Annotated in this window: 13 protein-coding genes; 6 read left to right on the top strand and 7 right to left on the bottom strand. The window is 45.1% G+C overall.

Annotated features, from left to right (window positions below; translation table 11 throughout):
* Positions 1 to 120 precede the first annotated feature (120 nt).
* Complete coding sequence (locus ACT7WV_RS22775) at positions 121 to 981, top strand: branched-chain amino acid ABC transporter permease (protein WP_445105067.1); 861 nt, start codon at positions 121 to 123, stop codon at positions 979 to 981.
* 39 nt (positions 982 to 1020) lie between these two features.
* Here ACT7WV_RS22775 and psaX read toward each other — a convergent pair whose 3' ends face one another.
* Both psaX and lipA read right to left on the bottom strand, forming a co-directional pair.
* Positions 1021 to 1149, bottom strand: a complete 129-nt coding sequence (gene psaX, locus ACT7WV_RS22770; RefSeq protein WP_445105066.1) for a photosystem I protein PsaX — start codon at positions 1147 to 1149, stop codon at positions 1021 to 1023.
* 169 nt (positions 1150 to 1318) lie between these two features.
* Positions 1319 to 2257 carry a lipoyl synthase gene (gene lipA / locus ACT7WV_RS22765; protein ID WP_445105720.1) on the bottom strand — a complete coding sequence of 313 codons (939 nt, stop codon included), beginning with the start codon at positions 2255 to 2257 and terminating at the stop codon, positions 1319 to 1321.
* A gap of 315 nt (positions 2258 to 2572) precedes the next feature.
* Between lipA and ACT7WV_RS22760 the strand changes: the two genes are divergently transcribed.
* Positions 2573 to 3130 carry a response regulator gene (locus ACT7WV_RS22760; RefSeq protein WP_445105065.1) on the top strand — a complete coding sequence of 186 codons (558 nt, stop codon included), beginning with the start codon at positions 2573 to 2575 and terminating at the stop codon, positions 3128 to 3130.
* Between the two features lie 35 nt (positions 3131 to 3165).
* Here the strand turns inward: ACT7WV_RS22760 and recR are convergent, their stop codons facing one another.
* Entirely contained in the window at positions 3166 to 3768 is a 603-nt protein-coding gene (gene recR / locus ACT7WV_RS22755; protein WP_445105064.1) for a recombination mediator RecR, read from the bottom strand.
* A 123-nt stretch (positions 3769 to 3891) separates the two neighbouring features.
* Positions 3892 to 4095 (bottom strand): hypothetical protein, encoded by a 204-nt coding sequence (locus ACT7WV_RS22750; RefSeq protein ID WP_445105063.1) that lies wholly within the window; start codon positions 4093 to 4095, stop codon positions 3892 to 3894.
* A gap of 396 nt (positions 4096 to 4491) precedes the next feature.
* Here ACT7WV_RS22750 and ACT7WV_RS22745 point away from each other — a divergent pair, with 396 nt between their 5' ends.
* The 3 genes from ACT7WV_RS22745 to ACT7WV_RS22735 all read left to right on the top strand — a co-directional run bounded on the left by ACT7WV_RS22745 (position 4492) and on the right by ACT7WV_RS22735 (position 8387).
* Positions 4492 to 5391: a transposase family protein gene (locus tag ACT7WV_RS22745; protein ID WP_445104085.1), complete on the top strand. Its 900-nt coding sequence runs from the start codon at positions 4492 to 4494 to the stop codon at positions 5389 to 5391.
* A gap of 539 nt (positions 5392 to 5930) precedes the next feature.
* Positions 5931 to 7139 carry an AI-2E family transporter gene (locus ACT7WV_RS22740; protein ID WP_445105062.1) on the top strand — a complete coding sequence of 403 codons (1209 nt, stop codon included), beginning with the start codon at positions 5931 to 5933 and terminating at the stop codon, positions 7137 to 7139.
* A gap of 42 nt (positions 7140 to 7181) precedes the next feature.
* Entirely contained in the window at positions 7182 to 8387 is a 1206-nt protein-coding gene (locus ACT7WV_RS22735) for a homocysteine biosynthesis protein (RefSeq protein WP_445105061.1), read from the top strand.
* 136 nt (positions 8388 to 8523) lie between these two features.
* On the opposite strand, the gene ACT7WV_RS22730 is transcribed toward ACT7WV_RS22735, so the two are convergent.
* Complete coding sequence (locus ACT7WV_RS22730; RefSeq protein ID WP_445105060.1) at positions 8524 to 9543, bottom strand: hypothetical protein; 1020 nt, start codon at positions 9541 to 9543, stop codon at positions 8524 to 8526.
* A gap of 357 nt (positions 9544 to 9900) precedes the next feature.
* Here ACT7WV_RS22730 and ACT7WV_RS22725 point away from each other — a divergent pair, with 357 nt between their 5' ends.
* Complete coding sequence (locus ACT7WV_RS22725; protein ID WP_445105059.1) at positions 9901 to 10776, top strand: tetratricopeptide repeat protein; 876 nt, start codon at positions 9901 to 9903, stop codon at positions 10774 to 10776.
* A 102-nt stretch (positions 10777 to 10878) separates the two neighbouring features.
* Here ACT7WV_RS22725 and ACT7WV_RS22720 read toward each other — a convergent pair whose 3' ends face one another.
* Together ACT7WV_RS22720 and ACT7WV_RS22715 are read right to left on the bottom strand one after the other, a co-directional pair.
* Positions 10879 to 12606, bottom strand: a complete 1728-nt coding sequence (locus ACT7WV_RS22720; RefSeq protein ID WP_445105058.1) for a succinate dehydrogenase/fumarate reductase flavoprotein subunit — start codon at positions 12604 to 12606, stop codon at positions 10879 to 10881.
* A 315-nt stretch (positions 12607 to 12921) separates the two neighbouring features.
* Entirely contained in the window at positions 12922 to 13236 is a 315-nt protein-coding gene (locus tag ACT7WV_RS22715; protein ID WP_445105057.1) for a hypothetical protein, read from the bottom strand.
* Positions 13237 to 13462 lie beyond the last annotated feature (226 nt).

Raw genomic sequence — 13462 nt, 5'->3', positions numbered from 1 at the left:
GGGGAGGGAAAGTGAAGGGACAAGTTTTAATTAACGATTGACACACGCAGCAACAATTTTCAATTTGCCAAACAACCTGCAACCTGCTAAGTTTCTAGACTGCCAAACATCTGACCTTCTATGTCACTGGAACAACTAATCTTTAATGGCATTACCTTGGGTAGCATTATTGCCTTAGCAGCAGTAGGATTAACGCTGACTTATGGAATTTTGCGTATTTCCAATTTTGCCCATGGCGACTTTATGACTTTGGGAGCTTATTTCACCTGGCTGGCCAACACTAGTGGGGTGAATATTTGGCTTGCCATGATTCTGAGTGCGGTGGGTACGGTGGGTGCCATGCTACTGTCGGAACAATTGCTGTGGCGACCGATGCGAGAACGCCGCGCTTCTTCCACAACGATAATTATTATCTCCATTGGGCTAGCCTTGTTTATCCGCAATGGCATCATCCTGATTTGGGGAGGCGGTAACCAGTCCTATGACTTGCCAGTCCAACAAGCAATTGATTTTTTGGGCATCAAGGTAGCTTACTACCGGATTATTGTCATGGTGCTGGCTGTCGTCGCGATCGCAACACTGCACTTTTTGCTACAGAATACTAAAATCGGTAAGGCAATGCGAGCGGTAGCAGACAATCTTGACCTAGCAAGAGTATCTGGTATCGACGTTGAGCGCGTTGTCATTTGGACTTGGATAGTTACTGGCACCCTAACCGCTCTTGGTGGTGGTATGTATGCTCTGATTACCGCTGTACGCCCGAACATGGGTTGGTTTTTAATTCTGCCGATGTTTGCCTCGGTGATTCTCGGAGGAATTGGCAACCCTTACGGGGCAATTTTGGGAGCGCTGGTAATTGGTTTGGCGCAGGAGTTGAGCGTTCCTTTGCTGGGTTCAGAATACAAGATTGGCGTTTCTCTGTTGGTTATGGTGGCAGTGCTGCTCGTCCGTCCCCAAGGCCTCTTCAAGGGTACGGCTTGAGCAGCAGCAGTTTACTTTCTACTCTTAGGACAAGGGCAACTATTCGATGATATGGAAGTAATAAGCGGCAACCAGGAAGTTAATTGCTAAGAGAACTAGCGCCCAGGTTAGGCGGAAAGGGTAAGGAAAACTACCGGTTTTGGTAACAGGAGAGTTAGATTTAGCCATAGAATTTGTTTCCTAATTTGGAGACTTTCTTAAGAGATTTTAAAGGATTACGGGACTATCTTAAAAAAAAGTAGCAGTTTTCTGTATCATCCCCAAGGCTGACTGGGCTTGATGTTCAGCTAACTCTTAAGTTGCAAATCTTCACAATTTATTTTTCAACTTTCCCCTTTCAATTTTCCCTTTGCCAATCCTCGGATTCACCAGCGTGGTAGGAACTGCGAACCAAAGGACCAGAACGGACATGAGCAAAACCCATATTTTTGGCGATTACACCTAATTCGTCGAATTCTTCGGGTGTCCAATATTTAGCTACTGGCAGGTGTTGCAGGGAGGGACGCATATATTGACCCAGGGTGAGGCGATTGCATCCTGCTTGAGACAAATCGGCCATTGCCTCAATAACTTCTTCTTGTGTTTCACCATGTCCTAGCATCAATCCTGACTTTGTGGGAATCGTGGGATCAATTGCCTTTACTAGACGCAGGACATCAAGCGATCGCTCATACCTCGCTCCCCGGCGTACCCTTCCCTGGAGGCGGTGCACCGTTTCGAGATTATGGTTATAACAAGCTGGGTGCGCTTCAACTACCGTTGCCACTCTTTGGCGTTGTAAATCGGCTGGTGTTTGGCAAGCATCACCTTGACCGCCCCAAAAATCAGCGGTGAGTACTTCAATTTGGGTTTCTGGGCTGAGTTTACGGATGGCATTGATCGTGGCGACAAACCAACTCGCGCCTTGATCTGGCAAATCATCTCGCGCGACTGATGTGAGTACGGAGTAACGTAAACCCAATAAACCCACAGCTTCAGCGACTTTTTGGGGTTCTTCAGGGTCAAGAGGCAAGGGTGCATGTCCTTTGTCTACCTGGCAGAAGGCACAAGCACGGGTACAAGTTGGACCCATTAGTAAAAATGTAGCAGTTTTCTGGGCGTAGCACTCACCTCGGTTAGGACAGCGCCCTTCTTCACAAATTGTGTGAATTTGCCTTTGTTTAATGATGCGCTGCACCGTAGAGATTTCGCTGGCTTTGCCAATAGGGCGTCGTAACCAGGCAGGTAGTGTTGCTAGTTCTTGGTGCCACTGGTTTTGAGTTGAGGCAGTGGTCACAGTTGGGTCGATTTCAGTGGACAAATCGATTAAAGTAATAATTTCTACACTCCAAATTTTAACCAGTTTTTTACTTTTTCCCGCGAGACACCAACAACTTCAGACAAGGATGTAAGATCCGAGTGGTATCTCTATCTATATATCTATATAGACAGACTGGAGCTATTGCTTGTTGTAAGATAAGAATTTATGGTTTATCTCAACTAAATTTTGACTCTCGTTTAAGGATCATTTTGATTCTTCAAACGAGAGCAGGTAGCAGTCGCTTCAAAAACCTGTATTTTTTCTTGAAATCATCCCTGAAAGGAGACGGTCGTGGCAAGAAGCCAGAAAATCCTGGTAATCGATGACAGTAGAGTTATCCAGAAGTGCGTCAGAGATATGTTGCCTCAGGGTAACTTTCAGATTCTGGAAGCTAAAGATGGTATTGAAGGACTTAATTTAATTCGTCAGGAACACCCTAATTTGATTATGCTGGATTTTCTGCTACCTAAAATGAGTGGCTGGGAAGTGTTTCAGCAGATTCAAACTCAAAGCGACCTCCAAACAATTCCTTTGGTGTTAATGTCAGGCCGTAAAGAAGAGGTAACGCAGAAGATTTCTGAACCTTTTGAATATTTTGCCTTTGTAGAAAAGCCTTTTGATAAGAAGCAGCTAATAGAGGCGATTAAAGAGGCGATGCGTAAGGTGAAAAGTCGCCCACCGACGCCACAGCCTGCGGCGGCGGCTGCTACCGCTGATCTTGGTTCTGGTGCTGCTGCTGATGAGATCAAGGCGCTGAATGCGAAAGTGGCTAAAATGCAGGCGGAAATTGATATGTTGAAGAAGCAGATGACACAGGTTGTGACATTTGTCAAGCAAAAGTTAAGGTAAGAGTGCATTATTCAGGAGGCAGAAGGAAAGAGAAATTAATCTAGTTCCCGTCGGCCTTCTAAGGCTCTCGCCAGGGTGATTTCATCGGCATATTCTAAGTCTCCGCCCATAGGTAAACCGAAGGCAATGCGGGTTACTTTGGTGAAGGGTTTGAGGAGTTGGCCGACGTAGAGGGTAGTCGTCTCACCTTCCACGCTGGGGCTAATTGCCATAATTACTTCTTTAATATCTCTCTTGCCGACTCGCTGCACTAGCTGCTGGATTTGTAGTTGATCAGGGCCAATGCCGTCCATGGGAGAGATGACGCCACCGAGGACGTGGTATTTGCCGCTATATTCGCGGGTTTTTTCTAAGGCAATTACGTCGCGGGAGTCAGCTACTACACAGATGGTGCTGTTGTCGCGGTTGGGGTTACGGCAGATTTCGCAGACGGGTTCGGCGGAGAGATGGAAGCATACCTGACATAAGCCTACTTGCTGTTTGGCTTCAATTAAGGCTTGGGCGAGGGCTTTGATTTCAGCTTCTGGGCGTTTGAGAATATGCAGCGCCAGTCGTTGGGCAGTTTTTGGGCCAACTCCGGGCAGGCGTTGCAGTTGCTCAATGAGGCGGGCGAGGGGACGGGTGTAGACTGTTGACATTATTTATCGGCTGGTCGGCTGGGGGCCGTATCTATTATAGGGAGATGTTGTAGGGACTAGGGGGACTAGGGGGACTAGGGAGAGTATTTAACTACCTCTTCAACTTTTCAATTACTTCTTTTGTCAAAGGATTTTCCCCGGCGCGGAGGGCTTTAATCCAGGCTTGCCGTTGGGCTTTTTTCTCTTCATTACTAGTTGGGCAAAGAATACAGCAGCGACTGTTAAACCTGTTAACAATAACCCAAGCGAAGCACTCATCAGAACCCGTTGCAAAAAACGCTTATATTTTGCTTCTGCCTCTTTAAAGTTATTTCTCATTCGAGACATCAGAATCTTCTAATAGTTGCGATTCAGTCATAGGAAATAAGGGATGAGGAACAGTAATAAATTGTCTCTAAGAAGTTTATTGAAATAACTCAGTTTGAGGCTAATCTTCGCCGCTTCCAAGCTAGCATTTACCCGCCTGATGATGGCTAGCAAAATATCGCTAATATTCGCATTCCCAATATCCAAAACTTGAGAAGACTCAAAATAAACCACACGATATCAGTGCTGTTCTAGTTTTGCCTGTAACTGCAACAACTCAATCGTAAATTCCCCAAAATAATGTAGAGACGTTACAAGTAACATTTCTACAATACGTCATTAGATATCTCCGGAATATAAACAGAGCGTGGGATAATAGCGACAAATGCAAAAAGTCAATCGCTCGTACGGAGTGTTATGGGTGCAATTTTAGAAGCCATCGAAAATAACCCCAAGGAGATTAAGCGCTTGCTTGGCATCGACCAAGAGCAATTTCGACAACTGATAGCTAAAACCGAGTTGCTGCATAAACAGAAGCAGGAGGAAATTGAGATAAAGAAGCTTCGAGTCAATAAAAAAGGGGGCGGAAAAAAACCTAAGTTATCTCAAAAAGAGCAAATTCTCTTGACTTTAATATACTTACGACATTCCCCAACATTTCAGTTGCTAGGTATCCAGTTTGGAGTCAGCGAAACTACGGCGAATGATATCTTCCACTATTGGCTACCAATCATCAGTGAAGCTCTCCCACCAACATTGATAGAACAAGTAAAAAAGTGCGAGGGAGATTATGAATGGTTACAGGAACTTTTAAGTGAACTCCAGCTAATAGTAGATACTTCAGAACAAGTTAGAGAGAGACCTGGAGGCTACCTAGAGCCAAAACAGTTCTACTCAGGGAAGAAGAAAACTCATACCATGAAAAATCAATTTATTGTCTTGCCAGATGGAAAGGATATCGTAGATATTCTCCCCGGAGTACCAGGACCTAAAAGCGACATAAATTTGTTGAGAGAACGCTTTCGACAATTTGCCCCTAAGCAAAAATTTGGTGGAGACAAAGCCTATCAAGGAGAGGCACAGGTGACAACTCCATGCAAAAAACCTAAAGGTGGACAGTTAACTGATGAACAAAAACAACAGAATAGAGAGTTTTCTCAACAGCGAATTTTTGTAGAACACGTTATTCGTCTTATCAAAATATTTAACGTAGCCCGCGAGAGATTCCGTTTGAATTGTCTTAATTACAAGCCAGTAATCCTGGCTATTTGCGGATTAGTCAGACTCCGAATTAAGGCTTTAATTCTATCCTGTTAAAGTTCAGGTAGTAAAGGTGTTAAATGAGTTAATGGGGTGGCTATTTACAGAACAGAATTTAACAGCAACTACCTAAAAGCCTGATTTTGACGTTAAAACTGACTGGGTTGGCAGGTCTCGTTTAATCCTGGAAAAGCCAGTACCAGACGGGCATTGGGAGTTTTCGGAGATGTCTATTAGTTTCTATCTAGTAGGCCTCGGCTTTAATCTGCCTTCGTAGTGTGAGCGTCTCGCTCACGCGGGCAAGATGCCCGAACTACAATGTTAAAGGAGAGTCAGGATCGGTGCTAACACGTCGGACGGGTGAATCCTATTTCCTGACCTTGTTAGTTATCACAAAGTAACAAAAGCACTAAAATATTTAAATTTAAATTAAACAATAAACTAGTAATTTGTAGCAATACAATAGCCTATCCTGAACACACGACTCTGACTAGTAGGAGCAAAAATTTGAGGAATTGCTCTTAAAATCAGCTAATCTAGCTGCATCGCCTGAGAATTACAGCCTAGCCAAGCTAGATCCAGTGGGAGGTTTTACCGTGAGTTTAGGCAAATGGATTGGCTTAGTCGCCTTTATCGTTTCCCTATACATCCTGTGGCAAATTCGGCAGTTACTACTGCTAGTATTTGCTGCCATTGTGCTTGCTAATGCCTTAAATATTTTGGTGCAAAGATTCTACCGCTCAGGTTTGAAGCGGTCTTTTGCCGTCCTGCTGTCGATTTTTTTACTATTGACTTTTGGGGTAGGATTTTACTGGTTAATTGTGCCGCCCTTTGCCGAACAAATTCAACAACTAGTAGAGTTAGTTCCTAAAGGAATAGACCAGTTAAACACTTGGAGCGAGTTGCTAAAAGCTCGGATTGACACAGAGTTAATTAATGAATATATCCCCAGCATTGATGAGCTGATTCGGCAGATTCAGCCGATAGCAAATCGTTTATTGGGTGGTGGATTTTCTTTTGTTTCTAACTCTTTAGTGGTCATTGGTCAACTTTTGCTGGTAATAACTTTGACAGTCATGTTTTTAGCTGACCCTCAGCCTTATCGTGGTAGTTTTGTACGGCTTTTTCCTTCTTTTTATCGCCGTCGAGTTGACGAAATTTTGTCTGAGTGCCAAACCTCTTTACAAGGATGGCTGGTGGGTATTCTCTTCAATATGTTCGTCATTGCCTTATTAAGTTTCACAGGCTTAGTACTGTTAGGTATTCCATTAGCACTATCCCAAGCGGCTTTGGCAGGTCTTTTAACCTTTATTCCTAACATTGGACCAACATTGAGTGTTGTGCCACCAATAGCGATCGCTTTACTAGAAACACCCTGGAAAGCGATCGCTGTTTTAATTCTCTACATCATCATTCAGCAGGTGGAGAGTAACTTACTTACTCCTATTGTGATGAAGCAACAGGTATCATTGCTGCCAGCAGTGACGCTTTTAGCTCAAGTGTTTTTTGCCACATTATTTGGTTTTGTTGGACTGTTTTTAGCTTTGCCGTTGACGGTAGTTGTTCAGGTTTGGTTAAAAGAGGTTTTAATTAAAGATGTCCTTGATGGGTGGACTCTTAGTAAGAATAAAAAGCAAAATACCAAGCCAGCAAGAACTGTCTTGGCAGTTGCACAGGGGGAAAATCACTCAGCAAATGTTGGCACGCCGGAGACACGAGAAGATAGTCAGACACCACAAGACACTCCCCAAATTAATCAAGAAGTTGAAAACGACATCACAAAAGAAGAACCTCACCAAGATTAGCCTTCAGCGAAGTTAAAAGCTGCTCTCAAAAAAATGTGCTCTATGCGAACAATTGCTCAAATTAATGACAAAATCCACCATCGTTGTGCAGTGGTGTTGACGGTAGAGGAATTAAAAGCACGGGTAGCAGAAATTGGTGTGACTCAGGCAGCCAAGGAAGTTGATGTGATCACCACTGGCACTTTTGAGCCCATGGAATCTTCAGGAGCAATTATCAATCTAGGACATACAGACCCACCGATCAAGATTCGCCAATGTTGGCTGGACGGAGTTCCCGCCTATGCTGGCTTTGGTGCGGTGGATTTGTATTTAGGAGCCACTCAAGCAGTTGATTACACAGGCGTTGGCGAAGTTCCAGATACTGAAGAGTCAAAAGAGCGCGGTGGCGGTCATGTAATTGAAGATTTAATTGCCGATAAACCAGTACAGTTGCGGGCTCTTGGACAGGCGACTGACTGCTATCCCAGAACCTCTCTCACCACAACCTTGACGAAAGAGACAATCAATCAGTTTTACTTATTTAATCCCCGCAATCTCTATCAAAACTTTATTGTTGGTGTCAACGGAGGCGATCGCACTCTGTTCACTTACCTGGGCCCTTTGCAACCGAGACTTTCCCAGGCAGTTTACTCTAACCCTGGGGCAATTTCTCCCCTGTTCAATGATCCAGAACTTGAGCTTATTGGTATTGGCACAAAAGTTTTCTTGGGAGGAGGCACTGGCTACGTTGCCTGGGAAGGCACCCAACATTTCCCACTACAAAAGCGCCTTCCCAATCGTACACCGGTAGGTCCGGCCGCAACTCTTGCCCTAATTGGGGATGCCAAGCAGATGAACCCCAAGTGGGTGCGGGGTTGCTATTTTAAAAATTACGGCCCTTCTCTGATGCTGGGTGTAGGGGTGCCATTACCTGTCTTAAGCGAAGAGGTTGTTAAGCATTGTGCTGTACAAGATAAAGACATTGTGGCACCAGTCGTAGACTTTTCCATTCCTCGACGCGTTCGTCCGACCTTTGGTTTAGTAAGCTATGCTCAGCTTAAAAGTGGTCGTCTCACAATTGAGGGCAAATCAGTGCGGGTTGCTCCCTTAGCGAGTATCTTCCTCTCTGGGCAAGTAGCACGGGAATTGAAGCAATGGATTATCGAGGGAAAATTTACCCTCACTGAAGCAGTAGCACCAATTCCCATGGATCGCTCCTTTCTGCCTCAAGATTCGGGTACTTCTTCACGCCTTCCGGACCTTTTTTGACCCAAATTAAGGGATACAAACCCCGCACCTCATGCCTTATTCGTCCTTGAAAACGCAAATTTCCCAGCATCAAAATTTGTTTGGTGCTGGGAACAATTGTCGATTCAGCTAAAAACTAATAACTAAATCTTCACCTCTAGGAAGAATTCCCCGAATTACCGCCTCCACCATTCTGCTCGCTGCGCTTGATTGGTTTTGGTACAGCCTCTCGGCGCTTGGTTGCTTGTGCGGTTGTTGGCCGCTCCCCTTTGCGCATTGGTCGCTGTTTAAAACCATTCTTTTTCATCGGTGGGCGTTTTCTGTTATTGCGTCCCCTTCCCTTATTCGAGGGCATTGCTCGAATATCGTTGGCTTCCTGAATTTGCAAGGCATTAGCCTGTAGCAACACATGAAAGTCACAGAAGTGACGAACTAATTTTTTCTCCAGAGTACCTTTGAGCTTTAGTCTGAAAAACTTGGGTTTATCAGAATCTTTGCGAGCAGATTGCTGAATTTTCACAACCACCTGCTGCTCCTCGTGCGACTGGTAGATTACCTCGCCGCGAATAGAGAAATAGCCGTCGGTGACCTCCAGTGTACTCTCAGCTTCGGCTGAATCTGGAGAGGTTTCTGCTTGAGACTCAGCCAAAATTTCTTCAGATTCAGGCTCTTCAGATTCAGGCTCTTCAGATTCAGGTTCTTCCGTTAATTCTGCTTTATTAAGTTTTTCTGGTTCCCAAACGCCGACAATTTGAACATGTAAGTGATCGTCTGTTTGCCTGGTTCGGGGATAAACAACCCATAAGTGGTCTTGTTCTAAGCTCAGGTGATTTTTGACTAAGCTCATCACCCTACCAAGTAAGACCGCATCAATCAACGTTCCATCCGCCGCCAAGAGCGTGCCCCGTGTCAATTGCTCTGCAGATGGCATATACTTTCCCCTAATCAGTCCGATTGCTCGATACTGTAAAGGTTCACTGGGCGGGGGAATCGGTTGCTGTCGCTGAGTATCTACAGGTGTAGTTCCGGTAGAGTCAGCTTGAGCATCTGAATTGGTAGTCATTTCTGAATCGCCGATTGGCGTTGGTGGGTGCTGGCTTTGTATACTAGATGCTTCTGGCGGCTGAACACCAGAAGATGCGGGTGAGTCGGAAAACCGATTCACAGAAGAATTCATATAACCTCTATCCTCCTAGCGGCGGAGACACATTCCCTCGTGGTCTTTGGGCTGACTTATTCAAGCGTCTTTTTTTTAACACAATCAAGTCTTTGGTCAGCCGATCCGGAACACTGCTCCGGAAAAAGCTAGGCAAAAAACTCGATGGTGGGGAACTCAGCATCAGTCTGCCCATTGTAATAGAATGCAGTGCGATACGTGGTTGATCCGCAAAGTTTGTAGAATCTTTAATTAGGTCAGCCTGTGACGGACTAAATCTTAGCTTAATACTGCCAATATTCTGACATGTTTAACCTGGGGGAAACTGGAAAATCAAACAAGTAGGTTCATAATGTCATTAGAGTTCAGGAAAGTTTTGTGTCTAAAAAGCGTAGTCCATGGGTGGTACTGCTGTTAGTGCTATCAGTACTAGCATTTATCGGTATTTCAATAATTCCTTTGCTGGGAAATATCTCTAAAGATACACAAATCTCAGCAGAAGTAACACCTACCCCAACCTCAACAATTTCTGCCGAAGATCGTTCAGAATTAGAAGCTCAAGCCAAAGGTTATGAGCTAGTAGTGCAGCGAGAGCCAGATAATGTAACAGCCTTGCGGGGTCTTTTAGAAGTACGCCTACAGTTAGGGGACATTAAAGGAGCGATTGCTCCCCTGGAAAAATTAGCCAAGCTCAATCCTGACCAAACTGATTATGGAGTCTTGCTGGCTCAAGCTAGACAACAAAGCGGCGATCTTGAAGGTGCAGCCCAAGCCTATCGTAATATATTGACCTCCAAACCTGGAGACATGAATGCTTTACAAGGGCTGGTGAGTTTGCTAGTACAACAAAATCGTCCAGAAGCAGCAATTGGTCTACTGCAAGACACATTAAAAACGGCAACACAGGTCAACGAAATTCAACCAGGGGCTGTAGATATTATCTCAGTACAGCTTTTGTTGGGTCAGGTTTACGCCAATGAGGGACGCTATAACGAAGCCTTGGCTATCTATGACCAGTCTATCGAGACCAATGAACAGGATTTTCGACCACTGCTAGCTAAGGCACTAATTCTGAAACAACAGGGCAGAATCGGAGACGCTCAACCCCTCTTTGCCCAAGCAGTTTCTTTAGCACCAGCTCGTTACAAAGATCAAGTCAAACAGCTTGCAGGTGATGCATCTGTCCCTGCAAGTTCACCAGCTACGGAGGAAAATCCTGATCGCCGCGAGACACCAACCAGTCCTGGTAGTTAGAGGTGGGAAGGCGGAAGGTTATTTTTTAAATTATGCTGTATTTTGTCTGCTAACTCCTTGATTGCTCAAATTTAGTGTACTAAGCTGCTCCATTTGTGGTGACTAATACCTTCGTTCCTTTGGCTCGAATAAAGATATACTCACTGGTTTGTATTGCAAGTCAATGCCAGCTGACGAGTAGAAAGCGAGAGTATGCTTGAGAAAGTTGGTGTCATCTCGCTGAGAATAATCCTCGCGACAGTGAGCGCCCCGGCTTTCTTGCCGATTCAGAGCAGAAGTTAGGATAATCTCGCCGACAACCATCAAATTGCTTAGTTCTAAAGCTTCAGTAAGTTCTGTGTTCCAGCAAGTTCCTTGATCGTCTAGGTAAACTTGCTGATACTGCTGTTGCAATTCCTGGAGCTGGTTTAATCCTTCACCCATTAGTTCTGCCGTGCGGAAGACTCCACAGTATTGAGTCATGCAGTCTTGGAAGGCTTGACGCAACTGGGCTATCCTGATGATTCCTGGTTGTTGAAGTAGGGAATCAATCTTTTCTTGGGCAGTACTCAGGTAAGATTGCTCATCAATTTCTGGCAATTTACGGTTTTGGACATACTGGGCGATCGCAGCTCCTGTTCTTTTTCCATAGACAACACATTCTAGTAGAGAATTACTCCCTAGGCGATTGGCCCCATGCACAGAGACACAGGCAGATTCTCCAGCGGCAAAGAAGCCCTCTGTTAGCCCGTCAGGGCTGCTGCGCACCCGTCCCTCAGTGTTCACAGGTATCCCGCCCATCGAGTAGTGGGCAGTGGGTCGCACTGGCATTGGCTCATATATAGCATCAACACCTAGCAATCGGTGTGCTTCCTCCCAACAGAACGGAACTCGACTCATGATCTTTTCTTTGCCCATGTGACGCAGGTCAAGATAGATAAAAGAGCCTCCAGCACTGCCATCGGTATTAATCCCACGACCAGCACGAATTTCGCGGGTGATTGCTCTGGAAGTAATATCGCGAGGTGCCAATTCCATTTGTTTAGGGGCGTAATTTGCCATAAAGCGATCGCCCTCAGAGTTGATCAAATATGCGCCCTCGCCTCGTACAGCTTCAGAAATCAAGACGCCTACTGGGTACAAACCCGTCGGATGAAATTGCACAAACTCCATATCCTCTAAAGGCACACCAGCCACTGCTGACATTGCCAAACCGTCTCCCGTAGAGGCATAGTCGTTAGAAGTAGTATTAAATACCCGTCCATAACCACCAGTAGCAAACATCACTGCCTTTGCCCGTAATACTTGTGGCTGAGTGTCCAGAAGGTTGAACATGACAACACCTTTTGCCTGACCATCTTCTAAAATCAGCTGCATCACGTAATGCTCATCGTAGATGCGGACACCGTGATGCCGAAGGTTGTTTACTAGTTCGTGAAGAATCGCGTGGCCTGTCTTATCGGCTGCATAACAAGTGCGTTTGTGGGAATGCCCTCCAAAAGCCCTTTGAGCAATACGACCATCTGCTAGGCGAGAAAACAGTACCCCTAGGTGTTCTAGCTCAATTACCACCTCTGGAGCCTCGCGGGTGAGGATTTCTACAGCATCTTGGTCTGCTAGGTAGTCGGAACCCTTAACAGTATCAAAAGCATGAGCTTCCCAACTGTCTTCCGGGTCTACATTTTTCAGAGTAGCAGCCATTCCTCCTTGGGCGGCTACAGAGTGGGAACGGATAGGATGGGTTTTGGCAACGACAGCAACATCCAACTTGGAGTCAGTTTGTTTAATCTCCAAGGCAGCGCGACAGCCAGCTAATCCACCCCCAACAATAATGACATCGTGTTCTAGCATCTCTTGTTTTGTGTTTTGATCGGCATTACATTTATTGATTCTGACGCATAAAAAACTCCCCACCCAAAGGCAGGGAGCTTCTTTCCGATATCAACTAACTACCCCACTCAAAAGACCAACTTCTGTATCTGGTTTGTAACAGATACCTTACCTGGAACACAATGCACCAGTAAAGCCTAATTTGAGTTATCCCTAAACCCTAAAGACACCTATCTCAGCAGTCCTTTTGGCTTTTGAGATAGGTGTAACTTTAGCTTGAGGGCAATTACTTGTTTCAATCCTAAATCCCAAATTTCCCTGACATCCAACATTAAGTCAGCTTGCTGCCTGGATTGGTTTCTTAGTACTAGCTAGATTGCCACGATCTGTAGCAGTTGTTTCCTTCATGTCCATAGGAGTAAGCTCAAGATGATTGAGCAGTGTGGTCACAAAGGCAAAGAGCAAGAAAGGTAAAGAGATGACTAGAACTAGTCCGACAGTTGCTAGGGCGTAGATTTGGCGCTCGCTACTCCACAGAGCTAGTGCAGAAGCTAGAGTCAAGAAGATGACGATGATCCAAACCATAATTTGTCCGTAGATGTCGCCAAAGCTTAAGGTGCAGCTGAGGCGGTACTTTGTGAGTTGCTCCATAACCTATATTTAAAACAATTCTTTAGACTTTAAGGATAAGTGCGTCCTAGATGTTTAGGGCTTTTCTCAAGATATTTTTAACTAACCTTAGGACAAAGAAGATTTGTCAGTTACGCCCGATACCTGATCGGGTGATGGCTTTAAATATGGGAACTAAAACTAAGTCCCTACTTCCTAGCAAGAAGCAGGGACGAAGCTGGCAGTAAACAGCTTACTTTGCGTCTAA

Source organism: Symploca atlantica LB2515 (assembly GCF_052546295.1).
This window is presented reverse-complemented; position numbering and strand designations above follow the sequence as displayed.